Annotated in this window: 20 protein-coding genes; 13 read left to right on the top strand and 7 right to left on the bottom strand. The window is 72.3% G+C overall.

Annotated features, from left to right (window positions below; all coding sequences use genetic code 11):
• Positions 1-55: 55 nt before the first annotated feature.
• Positions 56-670 (top strand): DUF305 domain-containing protein, encoded by a 615-nt coding sequence (locus NIE111_RS05455; protein ID WP_238683329.1) that lies wholly within the window; start codon positions 56-58, stop codon positions 668-670.
• Between the two features lie 43 nt (positions 671-713).
• Here NIE111_RS05455 and msrB read toward each other — a convergent pair whose 3' ends face one another.
• On the bottom strand, positions 714-1,118 hold the full coding sequence (msrB, locus tag NIE111_RS05450) for a peptide-methionine (R)-S-oxide reductase MsrB (RefSeq protein WP_091400676.1): 405 nt from the start codon (positions 1,116-1,118) through the stop codon (positions 714-716).
• A gap of 47 nt (positions 1,119-1,165) precedes the next feature.
• Here msrB and ligD point away from each other — a divergent pair, with 47 nt between their 5' ends.
• Positions 1,166-2,203, top strand: coding sequence for a non-homologous end-joining DNA ligase (ligD, locus tag NIE111_RS05445; RefSeq protein ID WP_238683328.1), 1,038 nt, complete (start codon positions 1,166-1,168; stop codon positions 2,201-2,203).
• Positions 2,204-2,231: 28 nt separating this feature from the next.
• On the opposite strand, the gene NIE111_RS05440 is transcribed toward ligD, so the two are convergent.
• Together NIE111_RS05440 and NIE111_RS05435 are read right to left on the bottom strand one after the other, a co-directional pair.
• A complete protein-coding gene (locus NIE111_RS05440) occupies positions 2,232-2,687 on the bottom strand; it encodes a MarR family winged helix-turn-helix transcriptional regulator (RefSeq protein ID WP_238683327.1) in 456 nt (151 codons plus the stop codon).
• Complete coding sequence (locus NIE111_RS05435; RefSeq protein ID WP_238683326.1) at positions 2,684-3,532, bottom strand: MBL fold metallo-hydrolase; 849 nt, start codon at positions 3,530-3,532, stop codon at positions 2,684-2,686. Before NIE111_RS05435 ends, NIE111_RS05440 begins: the two co-directional genes overlap by 4 nt.
• A gap of 137 nt (positions 3,533-3,669) precedes the next feature.
• On the opposite strand from NIE111_RS05435, the gene NIE111_RS05430 reads away from it, so the two are divergent.
• The 8 genes from NIE111_RS05430 (at position 3,670) to NIE111_RS05395 (ending at position 12,956) form a co-directional block, all read left to right on the top strand.
• Positions 3,670-4,284, top strand: a complete 615-nt coding sequence (locus NIE111_RS05430; RefSeq protein WP_238683325.1) for a YdeI/OmpD-associated family protein — start codon at positions 3,670-3,672, stop codon at positions 4,282-4,284.
• Positions 4,285-4,390: 106 nt separating this feature from the next.
• The gene (locus NIE111_RS05425; RefSeq protein ID WP_238683324.1) at positions 4,391-4,825 is read left to right on the top strand and encodes a DUF2975 domain-containing protein; all 435 of its coding nucleotides are present in this window, start codon (positions 4,391-4,393) and stop codon (positions 4,823-4,825) included.
• Positions 4,825-5,040, top strand: coding sequence for a helix-turn-helix domain-containing protein (locus NIE111_RS05420; RefSeq protein WP_030336216.1), 216 nt, complete (start codon positions 4,825-4,827; stop codon positions 5,038-5,040). The genes NIE111_RS05425 and NIE111_RS05420 overlap by 1 nt, the downstream gene beginning before the upstream one ends.
• Positions 5,037-5,201 (top strand): hypothetical protein, encoded by a 165-nt coding sequence (locus NIE111_RS05415; protein ID WP_238683323.1) that lies wholly within the window; start codon positions 5,037-5,039, stop codon positions 5,199-5,201. The genes NIE111_RS05420 and NIE111_RS05415 overlap by 4 nt, the downstream gene beginning before the upstream one ends.
• A gap of 130 nt (positions 5,202-5,331) precedes the next feature.
• On the top strand, positions 5,332-8,517 hold the full coding sequence (locus NIE111_RS05410; RefSeq protein ID WP_238683322.1) for an ABC transporter permease: 3,186 nt from the start codon (positions 5,332-5,334) through the stop codon (positions 8,515-8,517).
• Positions 8,514-11,222: an FtsX-like permease family protein gene (locus tag NIE111_RS05405; protein ID WP_238683321.1), complete on the top strand. Its 2,709-nt coding sequence runs from the start codon at positions 8,514-8,516 to the stop codon at positions 11,220-11,222. Before NIE111_RS05410 ends, NIE111_RS05405 begins: the two co-directional genes overlap by 4 nt.
• Position 11,223: 1 nt before the next feature.
• Positions 11,224-12,219 carry an ABC transporter ATP-binding protein gene (locus NIE111_RS05400; protein ID WP_238683320.1) on the top strand — a complete coding sequence of 332 codons (996 nt, stop codon included), beginning with the start codon at positions 11,224-11,226 and terminating at the stop codon, positions 12,217-12,219.
• A gap of 14 nt (positions 12,220-12,233) precedes the next feature.
• Positions 12,234-12,956: an ABC transporter ATP-binding protein gene (locus tag NIE111_RS05395; protein WP_238683392.1), complete on the top strand. Its 723-nt coding sequence runs from the start codon at positions 12,234-12,236 to the stop codon at positions 12,954-12,956.
• 300 nt (positions 12,957-13,256) lie between these two features.
• Here the strand turns inward: NIE111_RS05395 and NIE111_RS05390 are convergent, their stop codons facing one another.
• Positions 13,257-13,709, bottom strand: a complete 453-nt coding sequence (locus tag NIE111_RS05390) for a GNAT family N-acetyltransferase (RefSeq protein WP_238683319.1) — start codon at positions 13,707-13,709, stop codon at positions 13,257-13,259.
• A gap of 74 nt (positions 13,710-13,783) precedes the next feature.
• Here NIE111_RS05390 and NIE111_RS05385 point away from each other — a divergent pair, with 74 nt between their 5' ends.
• Positions 13,784-14,296, top strand: coding sequence for an ion channel (locus NIE111_RS05385; RefSeq protein ID WP_238683318.1), 513 nt, complete (start codon positions 13,784-13,786; stop codon positions 14,294-14,296).
• Here the strand turns inward: NIE111_RS05385 and NIE111_RS05380 are convergent.
• Both NIE111_RS05380 and NIE111_RS05375 read right to left on the bottom strand, forming a co-directional pair.
• Positions 14,223-15,794 carry an alpha/beta hydrolase gene (locus tag NIE111_RS05380; RefSeq protein WP_238683391.1) on the bottom strand — a complete coding sequence of 524 codons (1,572 nt, stop codon included), beginning with the start codon at positions 15,792-15,794 and terminating at the stop codon, positions 14,223-14,225. The genes NIE111_RS05385 and NIE111_RS05380 overlap by 74 nt on opposite strands.
• A 58-nt stretch (positions 15,795-15,852) precedes the next feature.
• Positions 15,853-16,968, bottom strand: coding sequence for an ATP-dependent DNA ligase (locus NIE111_RS05375; RefSeq protein WP_238683317.1), 1,116 nt, complete (start codon positions 16,966-16,968; stop codon positions 15,853-15,855).
• Positions 16,969-17,103: 135 nt separating this feature from the next.
• Here NIE111_RS05375 and NIE111_RS05370 point away from each other — a divergent pair, with 135 nt between their 5' ends.
• Together NIE111_RS05370 and NIE111_RS05365 are read left to right on the top strand one after the other, a co-directional pair.
• Complete coding sequence (locus tag NIE111_RS05370; RefSeq protein ID WP_124858806.1) at positions 17,104-17,316, top strand: hypothetical protein; 213 nt, start codon at positions 17,104-17,106, stop codon at positions 17,314-17,316.
• 170 nt (positions 17,317-17,486) lie between these two features.
• A complete protein-coding gene (locus NIE111_RS05365) occupies positions 17,487-17,909 on the top strand; it encodes an SRPBCC family protein (protein ID WP_238683316.1) in 423 nt (140 codons plus the stop codon).
• On the opposite strand, the gene NIE111_RS05360 is transcribed toward NIE111_RS05365, so the two are convergent.
• Positions 17,884-18,378: a GNAT family N-acetyltransferase gene (locus tag NIE111_RS05360; RefSeq protein ID WP_238683315.1), complete on the bottom strand. Its 495-nt coding sequence runs from the start codon at positions 18,376-18,378 to the stop codon at positions 17,884-17,886. The genes NIE111_RS05365 and NIE111_RS05360 overlap by 26 nt on opposite strands.
• Positions 18,379-18,472 lie beyond the last annotated feature (94 nt).

The following is an 18,472-nucleotide window of genomic DNA, read 5'->3' as shown; positions in this document are numbered from 1 at the left end:
TGCGGCCTCCTGGTCGCACCCGTGTCGCCGTCCTCGCGTGAACGGAGCAACCGGCATGCCCCGTCGTACCCCGCTGGCGTCCCTCGTCGCGGCCCTGCTGCTCACCGGAGCCTGCGCTGGACCGCCCACGTCGACCCCGTCGGCCCTGCCGCAGCCGACCCCCGCGTCCCCGGCCGGCTCTGCGGCGGCCGGGTCCGCGGGCGGCGGCTCCCCGATCGAGGCGGATGCCATGAGCGGGATCGACGTGGTGTTCCTGAGCACCATGGTCGGGCACAGCGAACGCACCCTGCAGATCGTCCGGCTGGCCCGGGACCGGGTGCGCGACGACGCGCTGCGCACCCTGGCCGCCGCCGTCGAGGCGACCGAGGCCGACGAACTGGCCGCCATGCGCGGCTGGTTGCCCACGACCGGCCCGGGGGCCAGCGCGGCCGCACACCACCACGACGGGCACGGCGACGACGCCGCGCTCGACCGGCTGCGGATCGCGCCGGACGCGGACGTCGACCGCGTGCTGCGCGACGTGCTCGCCGACCACCAGCGATCGGCCGCCGACCTGGCCCGATCCCACGTCGGCGTCGGCCGCAACGAGCAGGTCCGCGACCTGGCCCGGCGGATCGAACAGTCCCGGACCGCCGAGGTCGAGCTGCTCAGGGGTACGGGTACGCCCTGAGCGCGGTCGTGCAGTGAGCGCGGTTACGCCCCGAGTGCCCGGGTCAGCGGGGTTCCAGCTTGATGGAGACCGAGTTGACGCAGTGCCGGGTGTCCTTCGGGGTGAAGCCCTCGCCGTGGAAGACGTGCCCGAGGTGACTGTCGCAGCGCGCGCAGCGGATCTCCGTACGGGCCATGCCGAGGGTGCGGTCCTCGATTTCCTTGACCCGGCCCGGGATGGCGTCGTCGAAGCTCGGCCAACCGCAGTGCGAGTCGAACTTGGTGTCGCTGGAGAACAGCTCCAGCCCGCAGGCGCGACAGTGGTAGACCCCCTGGGTCTTCGTGTCCACGTACTCGCCCGTCCACGGGCGTTCGGTGCCGGCCTCCCGTAGAACGTGGAACTCCTCGGGGGTCAGTCGGACCCGCCACTCTTCGTCGGTACGGGGCAGTTCGTTGTCGTCAAGACTCACCCGTCAACGGTACGTCGAACGTCGGGGGCGTGGCATAAGGTCGCGGGATGGGTGGCACCAAGGCTGCGGCCGCAGAGGTCGAGGTGGCCGGGCACACCGTCCGCCTGAGCAGTCCGGATCGGGTGATCTTCCCGCAGCGGGGGTTCACCAAGTCGGACGTCTTCCACTACTACCTCGCGGTCGGCGACGGGATCATGCGCGCCCTGCGGGACCGACCGACCACGCTGCAACGCTTTCCCGAGGGCGTCGAGGGCGAGGCGTTCTTCCAGAAGCGGGTGCCCACCCGGGGGGTGCCGCCGTGGGTGACGACCGCGCAGATCACCTTCCCGAGCGGTCGGAACGCGGCGGAGCTCTGCCCGGCCGATCTGGCGCACGTGGCCTGGGCGGCGCAGATGGGCACCATCGTCTTCCACCCGTGGCCCGTGCGGGCCGCCGACGTCGACCGCCCCGACGAGCTGCGCATCGACCTGGACCCGCAGCCCGGCACCGACTTCGCCGACGCCGCGCGGGCCGCCGGCGAGGTCCGCGCGCTCCTCGACGAGCTGGGCGCGACCGGCTGGCCGAAGACCTCCGGCGGCCGGGGCGTGCACGTCTACCTGCGCATCCAACCCCGCTGGACGTTCACCGAGGTGCGCCGGGCCACCATCGCGCTGGCCCGGGAGGTGGAGCGCCGCAACCCCGACCTGGTCACCACCGCCTGGTGGAAGGAGGAACGCGGCACCCGGGTCTTCGTCGACTTCAACCAGATGGCGCGCGACCGCACCATCGCCTGCGCGTACTCGCTGCGGGCCAACGCGCGGGCCACCGTCTCGACCCCGGTCACCTGGGACGAGCTACCCGACGTCGACCCGGACGACTTCGACCTGCGCACCGTGCCGGCCCGGCTCGCCGAGCGAGGTGATCCGCACGCCGGCATCGACGACGCACCGTGGGATATCACCCCGCTGCTGGAGTGGGCCGAGCGGGACGCCGCCGCCGGCCAGGGCGACATGCCGTACCCGCCGGACCACCCGAAGATGCCCGGCGAGCCCAAACGGGTGCAGCCGAGCCGCGCCAAGCGCACCAGTGGCGACGAGACCGCCTGAGCACCGAGCTATCTGTGCTCGCCGAGCATCACAGGCACGACCCCGGGTCCACCGCCGTGCCGATGATCGCGAACAGCATTCGGCGGAACGTGTCGACCTCGGCCTGGCTGAAGCCGGCCATCGCGTTCCGCTCCGCCTCCTCGCTGGCGTGGGCGACCCGCGTCCGTACCTCCTCGCCGGTGGTGGTGATGGCCGGAATGCGCAGCCGGCGGTCGCGGGGATCGGAGTGACGTACGACGAGATTCTTCTGCTCGAGTCGATCGAGCTGGGTCATCAGCGTGGTCTTGTCGAGCCCGAGGGTCCTCGCCAGCTCGACCTGGGTCAGCCCGGGTGTCTTGTCCAGCGCGCTCAACACGATGTAGTCCCGCAGGTGCAGGCCGTGCCTCTCGGCCTGTTCGCCGGTCACCACGTGCATCCGTTGGGCGGCGCGGTGCAACAGCCAGGTGATCTCGGAGTCGAGCGACGGCGCCGGTCCGGCGGTCATCGCGCCGCACCCGACAACAGCGGGATTCCCTCGTAGGCGCGCCGGTCGTGGGCGGGGACGACCTGCATCAGCTCGGTCAACGCGGCCGATCGCAGGATGCCCTGCCGCACCTGTTCGGCGTCGCTGTCGGCGAGGGCCCGTAGCAGCCAGGGGCGTTCCACCCGCCGATGGACTCCGTCCAGTTGCCAGGTGAGGTCGCCGATGAACGCGTAGCGCTGCCCCGACGGGAGGGTCACGAACGCGACAACGGATCCCGTCGTGTGGCCGCCGGCCAACGCCAGCACCAGGGACCCGTCGCCGTGGACGTCGAAGCTCGCCGAGAAGCCGAGGTACGCGGGGCCGTCGAAGGAGTATTCGCGGATCTCGTGGCCGGGCGAGACGGCGCGGAAGACCTTTCCGTCACCGTCGCTCGCGGCGTACTCGAGCTCGCCTCTGTTCATCCAGATGGGGATGTCGAGCGAGTCGAGGCCGCTCGCATGGTCCCAGTGCGAGTGCGTCAGGAACACCCCGCGGAGCCTGGTGCGGTCGTAACCGCTGTCGTCGAGCTGCTCACGCACGGTTCGGGTGCTCTGGAAGGGGGCGCGGGCGAAGCGCGGCTGCATGGCGACGTGCGCCGCGACGTCGGCTCCGAAGCCGGCGTCGATGAGGAAGTCGCCCTTCGGGTGCCGCACGAGGATGGCGGTGGCGGCGAACTGCCGCTTGTCACGGAACGAGCCACCGCGAAGGGCGAATGCCGCCCGCGTCTCGTAGGTGCCAGTGGGGAGTTGATGGATCGCCATGTCGGGTGGCGGTGTCGCCTCGGGAAGGGCGGCCGTCCACGGCTCGGGGGCAGGAAGGGTTTTCACGGCTCCATCGTACGACGTCAGATCGTCTGACGCCAGACGAAATTGTCCTCTCCGAAGCCTCGAGAATCGGCGCGCGTCGGTCTGGCCCGGCCGACCAGCGGAGCCGCGGTGTCGGCGCCAGCGGTTAGCCTGCCGTCATGGCGAGCACAGAGCTGGATGAGTTGATCGTCGCGGACGCCGACGCCCTGCGCGCGTGGCTGTCGGCCAACCACGCCACGTCGCCCGGCGTCTGGCTCGCCCTGACCAGGAAGGGTGGCACTGTCACGACGGTGACCTGGCAGCAGGCGGTCGACGAGGGTCTGTGCGCCGGCTGGATCGACGGGCAGGCGCGCAAGCGGGACGAGGAGTCGTCCTGGATCCGGTTCACCCCGCGTCGGCCCCGCAGTTCCTGGTCCCAGCGCAACGTCGGGCATGTGGCCCGGTTGGAGGAGCAGGGGCGGATGTTGCCGGCGGGCCGCGCCGCCGTGGACGCCGCGAAGGCGGACGGGCGGTGGGCGGCCGCCTACGCCCCGCCGTCGGAGGCGGAGGTGCCGGCCGACCTGCTCGCCGCCATCGCCGCCGAGCCCGCTGCTCAGGCCATGCTCGACGTGCTCACCAAGGCCAACCGCTTCGCTCTCATCCATCGCCTCAATGCCGTCAAGCGGGCGGAGACCCGCGAGCGCAAGATCGGTGAATTCGTCGCCATGCTGGCCCGTCACGAGACGTTCTATCCCCAGAAGGCGAGGCCGGCACCCGGGCCGACGTCGTCCTGAGCGGGCGTCAATGTCCCGGCAACCGATTGACTTTCGATAGGTAACGAGCGAAACTCGATGCATGGTTACGGAGCATCGAGCGGTTGCCGCTCTCAGAGTTTTCCTCGTGGTGCTGTTCGGAGTCCTGGTCCTGTTTCAGACCTTCTCCCTGCCCGGACAGTTCGCCCACATGGCCGCGGAATCGCCGCAGGACGCCTACCTCCGGTGGCCGGCCACTGCCGTGGCGGTGTTCTGGGTGCTGTGCGTCCAGGTCGTCATCGTCGCGACCTGGAAGTTGCTCAGCCTGGTCAAGAGTGACCGCATCTTCACCGAAGCGTCCCTGAAGTGGGTGGACGCGATCGTGTGGGCCATCGCCGCCGCGTGGGTGGTGCTCGTAGGTGTCTTCCTCTACGTGGGGTTCAACGCCGACGACCCGGGGCTGCCGCTGCTGCTGTTCCTGCTGACGGTGGGCGTCAGCGTGCTGGGGCTTCTCATGGTGGTGATGCGGGCGCTGTTGCGGCAGGCCACCACCCTGCGGACCGACATGGAAGCGGTGATCTGATGCCCATCGTCGTCCGCATCGACGTGGAGTTGGCCAAGCGCAAGATGAGCGTCGGAGAGTTCGCCGAGCGCGTCGGGCTCACCCCCGCCAACGTGGCGGTGCTGAAGAACGGCCGCGCCAAGGCGGTCCGCTTCAGCACCCTCGAAGCGATGTGCCGAGTGCTCGACTGCCAGCCCGGAGACCTGCTGGAGTGGGTCGAGGAGGAAACCCCATGAAGTACGTCCTGACCGTCGCCGCCGTTCTCGTGGTCGCCCTCGGCGTCGCCGGAATCGTGCACGGGGAGGCCGACGACTCGCCGGGCCTTCAACTCCTGGGCGTCGTGCTCGTACTCGGCGCGGTCGTTTTCGGCATCCGCAACCTCCGAGGTGGCGGTTAGTCGCCCAGGCGCACTGGCCGGCGCGAGCTGACCCCTCCCGTAATAACGATCATGTAACGGGCGCGAACCTTTCCCGGTAGGTCGCCTGTCTTGATGGTCGTCGGCCCGTCAGGGCCAGGGGAGGCGTCGGATGAAGCTGGTGTGGAGGCGGGCCCGCGAGGCGCGAGGGTTGCTGGTCGCGGCGGTGATCGCTGCCCTCGTCGCCGTCGCGTTGGTGACTGGGCTGTCCGACTACAACCGTCGGGCGGTGGACGCCGGGCAGCGGGCACTGGTCGCCGCCTCGCCCGCCGAGGAGCGCGGCCTTCTGGTCAGTGGCTCGGGTGGGCGGGACGCGGCCGAGTTCGCGACCCGGGACAAGGCGGTCCGAGCCGAGTTCGCCACCGGGCTCGGCGGCGTCCCGGTCAGTGTCACCGCAGCCCGTTACGGCACCGGCCGGGAACTGACCGGCGACCTCGGGCAGATCCCGCGGACGGCCGACGAACCGGTCTTCGCGAACCTGGCCACGTTCACCGACCTCGCCAGCCACGCGGAGCTGACCACCGGAGCCTGGCCCACCCCCGGAGCGAACCCCGTCCAGGTGAGCCTGCCCGAGCGGGTCGCCGGCACACTCGGCCTGACCGTCGGAGAACGCGTCCCGGTGCGCGACAGGGCCACCGAACGACGCGGGGAACTGGTGCTCGCCGGCACCTGGCGGCCCCGCGACCCGGCGGACGCGTACTGGCTGCTGGCCCCCGGCGTGGGGACCGGCAGCGCCAGTTCCGGCACCTCCTACGGGCCGTTCACGCTCGACCCGGCCGACTTCGCGGCCACCTTCCCGGGCTCGGTGTCGGCGTCCTGGCTGGCCCAACCGGACCTCGGCACCGTCGACACCGCCGACCTGCCCACCGTTCGGAGAGCCCTCACCGAGGCGATCACTGCCGTACCCGAGGCCGCCCAACTGGGCAGCTCCGGGCAGACGGTGACCAAGATGCCGCAGCTGCTGGACCGGATCGGCCGCGCCGACCTGGTGGGTCGCTCGTCGCTGGCCACCCCGCTGCTGCTCATCCTGGTGCTCGCCGGGTACGCGCTGGTGCTGGTCGCCGCGCTGCTGCACGAGGACCGTCGCCCACAGACCGCGCTGCTGCGCGCCCGCGGCGCCGCCCGTCGGCAGTTGGCCGGCCTGGCCGCCCGTGAGGCGACCCTGGTGGTCGCCCCGGCCGCCGTGCTCGGTCCACTGATCGCCGGTGAGGCGCTGCGGTACATCCGACCCGGCGGGTCGGGTGACCTCTACACCGCCGGCGGCAACACCACACTGGTCTGGGCGGCGGCAGCGGCCACCGCGGCCGGCTGCCTCGTCGCCATGGTCCTGCCGACGCTGCGGGGCGCCGGGACGTACGTCGCCGACATGGCGGCCCGATCCCGGCCCAACCGGGCCGCGAGCGTCCAACGCGCCAGCGTCGACCTCGTGCTCGTGGCGCTCGCCGTGCTCGCCTGGGTGCAGCTACGCCGGTACGCCTCCCCGCTGGCCGGCTCGGGTGGCCAGCTCGGGCTCGACCCGCTGCTGGTCGCCGCCCCGACGCTCGGTGTGCTGGCCGGTGCCGTGCTGGCGTTGCGGGTGCTTCCGCCGCTCACCCGGTTCGCGGAGCGGTTCGTCGACCGACGTCCCTGGACCGCCACCATGTTCGGCATGTGGCAGGCCGGCCGGCGTCCCCACGCCGGCCCGGTGCTGCTGCTCGCCCTCGCCGTCGGTGGCAGCACACTGGCCTGGTCGCTGATCAGCACCGGCGAGCGGTCCCAGGTCGAGCAGGCCGGCCACACTGTCGGCGCCGACCTCCGGGTGACCGAACGGACCGGGGGCGCCCCGCCGACCCGGGGCGGTGAAATCGCCGCGCTGCCGAGCGTGGACCGGGTACTGCCGGCGTGGCGGGACGAGATCCGGGTCGGACGGGAGAACCTGCCGGCGACGGTGATCGCTGTCGACCCGGCCAGCGCCCCGGGCGTCGTCCGGCTCGCCGACCGTCTCGCCGACGGATCGGCGTCGGAGCAGTACCGGAGGATGGTCGGCGCGCGGGGAGAGCCAGCCGGCGTCGAACTGCCCGCCGGAGCGCGTGAGATCACCGGCACGATCCGTACCCCGGTGAGCAATGCCGCCCGGTCGCTGAAGGTCGCGGTGACGCTGCTGCTCACCACCCCCGACGGGCTCGCCCTGCGGCTGCCGGCGGCCAACGCCGACAGCGACGGCCGAGCCACCCCGTTCACCGCGCGACTGCCCGACCTGGGCGGAGCGCGGCTACGGCTGGCCGGCTTCGAGGCCGACGGTGGGTTGGCCGCCGGCAACTCCTACGAGCTCCAGGTGGACGGGCTGACGGTGGTCAAGGCCGACGGCACGAAGCAACCGACCGAACTGGGCGGCGACTGGGCCGTGACCGCCCTCGGGCAGGAGCCCATGCCCGTACGGACCACCGGCGCCGGGTTCGCCGCAGCCCGCGCGGTCGACGTGATCCCCGGCGGGCAGTTCGCCTACCAGCCGCCCACCCGGTTCGCTGTCGTGCCGGGCGGAGACAACAAGCCCATCCCGGTGCTGATGACGCCCGGGGTCCGCAACGCGCTGAGCCTGCGCGTCGGCGACACCGTCGACCTGACCCTCTCCGGGGCGACGCTGCCGGTTCACCTGGTCGGCGAGCTGGACTCCGTGCCGGCCACCACCGGTGAAGGCGTCCTGCTGGACCTTCCAGCCGCGGTCGACGCGATGATCCGGAGCAGCGGCGCGGTGCGACCCGTACCGGAATGGTGGGTCGGCGCCGCCGACGCGAACGCCGCCGCCCAGGCGGTCAGCGCGCTCCCGGGCGTCACAGTGCTCAACCGGGAGGCGGCCATCGAGGCGGCCGCCGACGACCCGTACTGGCGCGGCTCGCGTACCGGCATGCTCGCCGCCGCGCTCGGCGCGGTGCTGCTCGCCCTCGTCGGCCTGATGGTGGACGTGTGGGCCACCGCCCGGCGTCGGCTCGGCGAGTTCGCGGTCCTGCACACCCTCGGCGCCACGCCCCGGCTGATGGCCCGGGCGCTGCTCGCCGAACAGACGTTCCTCGCCGGCATCGGCGTGGGCGTCGGGCTGTTGCTCGGCACCGCGGTCGGCGCGACGATGGCCCCACTGGTCATCCTCACCCCGGCCGCCGGCCGGCCGACACCCCCGGCGGCGTTCGTGCTGCCCTGGGTGCCGATCGGCCTGACCGCGGTCGGCCTGCTGCTGGCGGCGCTCGCCTTCAGCGCGTTCATCGCCACCGGCATCCGTCAGCGGGTGGCGGCGGTGCAGCTGCGAATCGGGGGAGAACGATGAGCGTCGGGGCGGCCGTCCGGCGGGTCCGGGCGTACGGGGGGCAGTTTCTGCTGCTGGCGGTGCTGACCCTGGTGGTCACGCTGCTGATCAGCGGAGTGCCCCGGCTGGTCAACCGGCTCGCCGAACAGGGGCTGCGAGCACAACTCAACAGCGAGCCGGCCGCCCGCCGGGACATCTCGTACACCACAAGCCTTGAGCCCGCGACGTCGCGGCGGACGGCGATGGGCGACGCCGCCGAACGGTTCGACGCCCTGGCCGCGGAGATGCCGCCGCCGGTGCGTTCGGCGGTGACCGAGCGGTGGTACAGCGTCGAGACCGCAGAGGCCCGCGTGGTCGGACCGGACCTGGCAGCCCGCAACCTGCTGGTCGACATGGGCCTGCGGGCCATGCCCGACATCCAGGGCGCGAGCACCCTCGTCGAGGGGGCGTGGCCGAGCGAGACCTACGTTCCCGATCGGCCGATCGAGGTGGCGCTCGACGTCGACGTGGCCCGCAAGCTCAACCTGCGCGCCGGCAGCCAACTGCGCATCGGCAGAACCGATGACAAGGGCAGACTCATCAACGGTGACCCGCTGGTGGTTACCGGGCTGTTCCGCCCCGTCGACCGCGCGAACGGCATCTGGGACGGGCTCCCACAGCTACTGCGGATCATCGAACCGCAGGGTGATGGGCAGCCGTTCGTCATCGTCGGCGTCGTCGCGCAGTCGCCTCTCAACAAGCGGGCCGCCGAGGGCTGGGCGATCCAGTCCAACTGGCGGTACCGACTGGGCGTCGACCGGATCGACGCACGCGAGCTGGACAAGATGATCGACGGCCTGCAGGTGATGCAGCGCAACCAGCCGACGGGGCTCACCCTGACCCAGGGCGTCGACGTTCCGTTGCGCGCGTTCGCCGCCCAGATCGACGCCGTCCGCACGCTGCTCGCGGTGATCGCGGCTGGCGTCCTGGCCACCCTGGCGGGGCTCATCGTGCTCGCGGCCAGCCTCGCCACCAGACGACGTCGCTCGGAGTTCGCGTTGCTGCGCGCCCGTGGAGGTGGGGCCACCGCCGGCGCCCGGCGCAGCCTCGCCGAGTCGGTGCTGGTGGTGCCGGTCGCCGCCGTGCTGGGCTGGTGGCTGGGCACGCTGTTCCCCGGTGCCCCGGATCCGACCACGCCGTACGTCATCGGCGTGACCGTGCTGGTCACGCTGGCACTGCCGTTGGCGACGCTTGCCGTACCGGTTGGCGGAGCGGCTCGCCGGGACCTGATCCGGGTGCGCCCGTCGGCCCGTCGGCTCACTGTCGAGGTCTCCCTGTTGCTCCTGGCCGGGCTCGCGGCGGTGCTGCTGCGCCGGCGTGGTCTGACCCTCGGCGAGGTGGACCCGCTGCTCGTGTCGGTGCCGGTGCTCCTCGCGGTCGCGGCGGCGGTGCTGGCGCTGCGCGCGTACCCCTGGCCGTTGTTGCTGGTCAGCCGGCTGGCCGCGCGGACCCGGGGCAGCGTGGCCTTCCTCGGCACGGCCCGCGCCGGCCGCGCTGCGGTCGCCGCCCCGCTGGTCGTGGTGGTGCTGGCGATCGGCACCGCGGCGTTCTGCGCGGTCGTGGCCGCCGGCGTCGACGCGAGCAGGGAACGGGCCGCCGCGCAGATCGTGCCCGCCGACGCGGTGATCCGCGGGGAGCGCTTCGCACCCGACACCATCGACGAGTTGGGCCGGCTGCCGGGGGTCCGGGCCGTCACCCGGGTGCTGTACGAGGACGACGAGCGGTTCGCGTCCGACGAGGTCGGCACCGACGCCTTCATCGGGCAGACGGACGTGCTGCTGGTCGACGGGTCGGGGTTGGACAAGGTGGCCCGCGACTCCCGGGTGGACCTGTCGATTCCGGCCGCGCTGCGCACCGCCGCGCCCGGCCCCGGTCCGCTGCCGGCGATCGTCTCACCAGCGGTCGCCGCCGACCTGGCCAAGGCAGGGCTGGACGACTCCGCCTTCATCTCGGTGCAGGGCCAGCGGTACGAGTTCCGGGTGGCCGGCACGCAGGACGGTTTCCCGATGCTGGCGGCGAACGCCAGCCGGTTCGTGGTCCTGCCCTGGCAGGCCCTGCCGACGCGTACCACCACACCCGTGCCGACCAGCCTGCTGATCGCCGGGGACTCGTTGGACGCCGAGGCGCTGCGCGTCGCCGGCGACCAGGGGCAGGAGCGCTACCAGCGGGACGGCACGGTCACTGGTCGGGAACGGATGATCGGGGTCACCGTCGACACCCGGACGGACGTCCGCCGCGACCTTGGCGAGGGCGGGGCGAACGGGGTGCTGGCCTTCGGGTTCGTGGCCGGCGCCGTCGGCGGCACAGTGCTCGGGCTGTTGGCCATCGCGTTCACCGTGTTGGCCGGCGCGCGCGCCCGGGGTCAGGTGCTGTCCCGGCTGCGCACCCTCGGCCTTTCCCGCCGGCAGTGGCGAGGGCTGCTGCTGGTCGAGCTGACCCCGCTGGTAGCGGTGTCGGTGTTGACCGGCGCGCTGGTCGGTGCGGTACTGCCCCTACTGCTCAACCCGGTGCTCGGCCTGTCCGCGTTCACCGATGGTGTGCCCGTCCGGGTGGCGTTCGAGCCCAGCCTGGTCGCCGCGGTGCTCGCGCTCGGGGCGGTCGCCCTCGGCTTCGCGGTCGCCGTCGAGGCCCTGAACAATCGCCGGTTGCGCCTCGGAGAGGTGCTTCGGCTCGGAGAGGAGAGCTGAGATGACCGCTACCGCCCAGACTCCACTGGTGCCTGACCTGGCCGCCCTGCAACAGCGGGCAGCGCTTCGCGCCGCCGAGCGGGCCGGCGGGCAGGACCGCCTCCGCGGGCACATCGTCTGCGACGGCCTGGTGCGCATCTTCAAGACCGAGGGGGTGGAGGTGGTCGCCCTGCAGGGGCTCGACCTGGTCATCGACCGGGGCGAGCTGGTGGCGATCGTCGGTGCCTCCGGTTCGGGCAAGTCGACACTGCTCAACATCCTCTCCGGCCTGGACACTCCGACCGCCGGTATCGCCCGGGTGGCCGACTACGACCTGCTCTCGCTCTCCGCCAAGCGACGGCTGAGCTACCGCCGGCAGTTGGTCGGGTTCGTCTGGCAGCAGACCGGCCGCAACCTGTTGCCGTACCTCAACGCGCTGGAGAACGTCGAGCTGCCGATGCAGTTGGCCGGCAAGCGCAGCGGCAAGGCCCGCCGGGAGCGGGCCCGGGAACTGCTCGACCTGGTCGGTGTGGGCTACTGCGCGGACCGGCGCCCCGGGCAGCTCAGCGGCGGCGAACAGCAGCGGGTCGCGGTGGCGGTGGCGGTGGCCAACGACCCGGAGGTGCTCTTCGCCGACGAGCCGACCGGTGAGCTGGACGAGGCGACCGGCGCGGAGGTCTTCGCGGCGTTGCGCACCATCAACGCGGAACTGGGCGTGACGATCGTGGTCGTCACCCACGACCACGCCGTGGCCACGCAGGTCCGCCGGACCGTCGCGATCCGCGACGGCCGGACCGCCTCCGAGGTACGCCGGACCGCGCGGATCGACGCGGACGGCAACACGGAGTTGGTCAGCGAGGAGTACGCGGTGCTGGACCGCAACGGTCGGATGCAGCTCCCGGCGGCGTTCGTCGACGCGCTCTCGCTGAAGGAGCGGGTCCGGCTCGACCTGGAGCCGGACCATGTGCAGGTACGGCCCGGCGACCGGGCCTCGGACGAGCGGGGGGCGCGGGCATGAGCCGGCAGAACATGATGGTGACCGGCGCGGCCGGGTTCGGCGGTACGCCCTCTGCGCACTCCGGCGAGGTGGTCCGGGTCAGTGGGGTCAGCCGGACCTTCGGCCGTGGTGAGCACGCCGTGCACGCCGTGCGGGACGTGTCGTTCACGGCCAACCGGGGCGAGTTGGTCGCCATCCGAGGTCGGTCCGGTGCCGGCAAGACCACGCTGCTGAACCTGATCGGCGGGCTGGACCGGCCGGACAGCGGCCAGGTGGTGGTCGCCGGACACGAGGTGACCTCGGCCGGGGAGGCGGAGCTGCTGCGGCTGCGCCGGGGCACCGTCGGGTTCGTGTTCCAGACCTTCGGACTGGTGCCGATCCTCTCCGCCGCCGAGAACGTGGGCGTGCCGTTGCGGCTGGCGCAGGTGCCGGCCGCGCAGCGGGAGGAACGCGTCGCGGTGCTGCTGGAACTGGTCGGCCTGGGCGGACACGCCGCGCAGCGCCCGTACGAGCTCTCCGGTGGGCAGCAGCAGCGGGTCGCTGTGGCCCGTGCGTTGGCCAATGAACCGGACCTGCTCATCGCCGACGAGCCCACCGGTCAACTCGATTCGGAGACCGGCCGATCCATCATGGACCTGCTGCGCGCGGTGGTGCACGCCCGTGGCATGACGGCGCTGGTGGCCACGCACGACCCGGCCCTGATCGACCTCGCCGACCGGGTGCTCGTCCTGCGCGACGGCCGTCTGGTCGACGGCTGACGCTGCCGGGCAGGGGTTCGACGTTGGCCCACGCCGTCGCGGGTGCGGCGCTTTGGCGCTCGCGGTGGAGCTGATGTCGTAGACGAATCGCCGGGGGTGACTCGTCTACGACATCAGCCCCAGAGCGTTGGCCCGGCGGTAGGGCGAGGCGTTCCCTACCGCGTCTGGTCGGGCCGGTCGTGTTCGGGCCGGTCGGTGCGCTCCGGGCCGTCAGCAGGCGACCCGGCGAGCGGGATCAGCAGGTAGCCCAGCCGAGCATCGTCGAACCGGAGTGCCCCGCCGGATGGACGCGACGCCGGGTCAGAGCGCGAGCTTCATGCCCTCGTGGCTGGCCACGAAACCGAGGCCCAGGTAGAAGCGGTGCGCGTCCGCGCGGGTCTTGTCGGTGGTGAGCTGCACCAGCGCGCAGCCACGCTCGCGGGCCTGGTCGACGGCCCAGGTCATCAGCTCCCGGCCCAGCCCCTGACCACGCCGGTCGGAGCGGACCCGGACCGACTCGATCAGGGACCGTTCGCTGCCGTGCCGCCCGAGGCCGGGGATGTAGGTGATCTGCAGGCAGCCGACGAGCTCGCCATCCTGCTCGGCCACGATGAGCTGGTTGCGCGGATCGGCGCTGATGTCCGCGAACGCCTTCTCGTACGCCTCGTCGACCTCGGTGAAGTCGCGGGCCTTACCCAGGACGTCGTCGGCGAGCAGGGCGATGACGGTGGGCAGGTCGGCCCGGACCGCCTCCCGGTAGGTCACGTCGCTCATGACGGTGATCCTGACACAGCGAAACCGGCGAATGGGCCTGTGCCGGTTGCGGGCAACGGGCAGCATGGGGCGGCATGGAGCTAGTGCTACTGCCGTTCCGCTGGGTGTACCGCGCGTTGGTGTGGTTCGCGAACTCGCCCCGCACGTTGATCACCTCGTACCTGTTGATGATCGTGGTGGCCGGGGTCATCTACGGGGAGGTCGAGGAGCGCAGCCCGGCCGATGCCGTCTGGTGGGCTGTGGTGACCGCCTCGACCGTCGGATACGGCGACATCTCGCCGACCACCTGGGCGGGCCGCACACTGGCCGCGCTGCTCATCTCGACGATGGTGCTGCTGGTCATCCCGCTGATCACCGCGCACTTCGCGAGCCGGCTCATCGTCGACGACAACGCCTTCGAGCATGAGGAGCAGGAACAGCTCAAGGCCGACGTGCGCCGGATGCGGGCGCTGCTGGAGGAGTTGGCCACCCGGCAGGGGATCGATCTGCCCCCACTGCCGCCGACCCAGCCCGTCAGCGGGCCGGGCAGCGCTGCCCCTCCGGTGGCACGGTCAGGTCGATCAGGTACGCGTCGACAGCGTTGGTGATGCAGGACGTCTGCGGGTACGCGGTGTGCCCCTCGCCCTCCCAGGTCAGCACCCGACCGACACCCAGCATCGACGCGAGCCGCGGGGTCTGCTCGTACGGCGTCGCCGGGTCGCCGGTGGTGCCGACCACCACGATCGGCGGCGCGCCGTTCGCCTTCCCGGTCGGGTACGGGTCACGCCCGCCCGGCCACTCGACGCAGCTCAGCATGCCGACCGCCAACGCCGGCCCGAACAGCGGGTACTTTCCGCGCCACTCGGACTGCAACCGCCGGATCTGCTCCCGGCTCGGCTTCTCCGTCTCGTCGGCGCAGTTGATGGCCAGGTTGGCGTCGAACAGGTTCGAGTAGTGGCCGTTGTCCTCCCGGCCGGCGTACGCGTCGGCGAGCCGGAACACGTCCTTCGGGTCGCCCTCGGCGAGCTTGTCGATCGCCCGGGCCAGCTCCTGCCAGCCGGATTCGGTGTAGAGCGAGGAGATGACGGCGTAGAACACCCAGCCGGCGGTGGCCTCCCGCCCGTCGGCGCCGCGTACCGGGGAGACCTTGGCCTTGTCGATGGCCGAGGTGACAGCGGCGCGGGCGTCCGGGGCGATCGGGCAGCGGCCGGCGTTCGCCGCGCACCAGCGGGTGAAGTTGGTGAAGGCCCGTTCGAAGCCGCGGGCCTGGCTCTCCGAGCCCTCGACCAGCCGCTGCTGCGGGTCGACAGCGCCGTCGAGCACCAGCGCCCGCACCCGTTGCGGGTAGAGCTGGGCGTAGGTGGCACCAAGCAGGGTGCCGTACGAGTAGCCCAGGTAGGTCAGCTTGTCGTCGCCCACGGCGGCGCGTACCGCGTCCATGTCGCGGGCGGCCTGCTCGGTGCCGTACAGCGGCAACTGATCGCCGTAGCGGTCGCCGCAGCCGCGCCCGATCCGCTGGCTCAGGCCGACGAAGCCGTCGAATGCCGACTGGCTCGCCGGGTCCGGGTCGAAACCGAAGCTGGCGTCCAGGTCGGCGTCGGAGATGCACTTGACCGGGCTGGACCGGGAGACCCCGCGCGGGTCGAAGCCGACGATGTCGAAGCGCTCGGTGATCGAGGCGGGCAGCCCGCCGAACTGGGAGCCGAAGGAGAGGTAGACGGCGGTGTCGACACCGGAACCACCCGGACCGCCCGGGTTGATCACCAACGAACCCACCCGGTCGCGCTGCTTGGTGGACCGGGCGCGCAGCAGGGCGATCTCGAAGGTCTGCCCGGCGCCCGGGCCGGCGCTCGCCCCGCCGCCGGTGCCCCAGTCACGGGGCACCGCGATCCGGGTGCACTCGTAGCGCATGTTGGGTGCGCTCCGCCCGACCAACTCGTCGGGCACCTCCGGGCAGGGCTTCCAGTTCGGTGCGCTGCCGGTCGGGGCGGCCGCGCCCTCCACCTCGGTGCGCGGCGCGAACGCTGGCAGCGTGCAACCGGCGGTGAGCAGCGCGGCGACGACGAAGGCGGCCAGAGTACGACGGACCCGGCGGCTGGACGCCATCCGAGGCTGGTCGGCGGTGCGGGTCACGTGGTCCTCCGGAATCGGGTCGACGGCCAGGCTACGCCGAGCCGGTGGCGGCTCGGTCCACGGTGGCCGTCGGGTCGCCGCGCAGCACCTGGTCCACGTCGAAGCGGATCGGTCGGTCGAGCTGGTCGTAGCGGCAGGATCGGGGGTCGCGGTCCGGGCGCCACCGAACGAACTGCGCGGTGTGCCGGAACCGTTCGCCCTCCATGGCGTCGTAGCCCACCTCGACCACCAGCTCCGGGCGCACCGGCTCCCACTCCAGGTTCTTGGTGCCGGTCCACCTGCTGACCCCACCCGGGATGCGTTGGCCACGCTCGTGGTCGCCGTGCACCCATGGGTGCTCCCCGCCGGTGTCCCGATAGGGCGCCAGCTCGTCGAGCAACTCGGCGCGGCGGGCCATGCTGAACGACGCGCTCACGCCCACGTGGTGCAGGACCCCGGCGTCGTCGTACAGGCCGAGCAGCAGCGAGCCCACCACCGGGCCGGACTTGTGCCAGCGGAAGCCGGCCACCACCGCGTCCGCCGTGCGGGCATGCTTGACCTTGAACATCAGTCGCTTGCCCGGCTCGTACGGCAGGTCGGCCGGCTTGACGATCAAACCGTCCAGCCCGGCGCCCTCGAAGACGTCGAACCAGCGCCGCGCGGTGTCCGGGTCGGTGGTGACCTGGGTGACGTGCACCGGCGGGCGGACCCCGGCCAGCGCCTCGACCAGCCGCTCCCGGCGGCGTGGGTAGGGCTGGTCGAGCAGGGCCTCGTCACCGATCGCCAGCAGGTCGAACGCGACGAAGTCGGCAGGGGTGGTCTCGGCCAGCATCTTCACCCGGGACGCGGCCGGGTGGACGCGCTGGGCCAGCAGCTCGAAATCCAGCCGTGGCTGGCCGCTCGGCCCGTCGCGCCGAATCACGATCAACTCCCCGTCGACCGCGCACCGCTCCGGTAGCTGTTGGCGGGCCTGCTCGACCACCTCGGGGAAGTAGCGGGTCATCGACTTGCCGCCCCGGCTGGCCAACTCGACCTCGTCGCCGTCGCGGAACACGATGCACCGGAACCCGTCCCACTTGGGCTCGTAGGTCACCCCGGGCGTGGTGGGCAGCTTGGGAACGCTCTTGGCCAGCATCGGCTCGACCGGAGGGTTGATCGGCAGGTCCACGCCGACCAGTCAATCAGACGGTGCCGACAGTCGTGAGGCAGATCACCGTGGATGGCGGGGTGGCGTGTCCCCCTACGCGTCGCTCGTCCCCACCGGGCGAATCGCATAACCGCAGGTCAGAGCTACTTTCACGAGGTGTCCGAGTGGGTCTGTGACTGCTGCGGGCGGTGGCGGGTGAGCGTCGAGCTGATCCGGGGCCGCTACCGGTTCCGGCTGACCCGCCGCTACCCGGAGCGGTTCGGCGGCGGCCGGAACGTGCTCGGAGAGGTCGGCTCGGTGCCCGAGTTGGAGGAGCTGCTGCGTCGGCGTACCCCGCTCACCCTGGCCGACCTGCGCGAGGCCGCCTGATCCGCGCGGTCGGCGTCGTGCGGTGTGGCCCCGGGAACTGCCGGTTGCCAGGCCCGATGTGCCTCCACTGAGGAGGGCCGGACGGGATCGAGCTCCGGTGTCACAATGCTCCCGGCGGCCTCGTCTGCACCCGTGGCGGTGCCGAGCGGCGCCGCCGGGGAGGGGACACCATGCGGTTCGAGGCCGATACCGAGATCGCCGCGGATGCCGAGCAGGTCTGGGCGGTGCTTGTCGACGTGTCCCGCTGGCCCGAGTGGACGGACTCGGTGACCCGGGCCGAGCGGGGGGAGCCGGGTCCGCTGACCGTCGGCGCTACCGCACGACTGACCCAGCCGAAGTTGCGGCCAGCGGTCTGGCGGGTCACCGAGCTGACCGAGCGGCGGGAGTTCGTCTGGGTCTCCGACGCGCCGGGTGTGCGGACCACCGCAGAGCACCGGCTGCTGCCGCTGCCCGACGGGCGTACCCGCGTCGAGTTGGCCTTCAGCCAGTCCGGCCCGCTGGCCGGCTTGATCGGCCGGCTGTACGGCGGGCTGTTCCGCCGCTACGTGCGGATGGAGGCCGACGGGCTCAGGCGTCGCTGCGAGCGGGGCTGACGGCCGGCTTCTCCAGCACTGCCAACGAGATGCCGTTCGGGTCCGGACGGTGCGCCACGATCCGGTAGCCGTGCCGCTGGTACAACCGCAGGTTGCGCGCGCTGTCCGCGCCGGTGAACAGGGTGAAGCGGGCCGCCCGGCCGGCGCAGGCCCGCTCGACGGCGCTGAGCAGTTGCGCCCCGACACCCCGCCCCTGCTGGTCCGGGGCGACCGAGAGGCGGCCGACGTGCGCGGTGTCCCCGGCCAGGTGGGCCCGCACCGAGCCGACCAGTCGGTGCCCCAACCGGGCGGCGAGGACGATGCTCGGGCCGGCCAGCACCGCCGCCACCTCGTCCAACGTCTCGGTCAGCGGTGGCAGGAACGGGTCGGTGTAGTGCTGCGCCTCGCTCAGGTACGCAGCGCGCTGCACGGTGAGGATCTCGCCGGCGTCCACGACACCGGCCGGAACGATGCTCGCCTCGGCGTTCATCGGGGCAGCACACCACAGCCGCCGTTGCCATCGACGGGCGGCCCGACCGCGCCGGCCGTACCCTGACCCGTGTCCGGTCGAGGTCGAGGGGGCA

The organism is Micromonospora hortensis, from assembly GCF_022230935.1.
In the GTDB taxonomy this organism is placed as follows: Bacteria; Actinomycetota; Actinomycetes; order Mycobacteriales; family Micromonosporaceae; genus Micromonospora; species Micromonospora hortensis.
The sequence above is the reverse complement of the archived record's forward strand: the minus strand, read 5'-3'. Positions and strand labels throughout refer to the sequence as shown.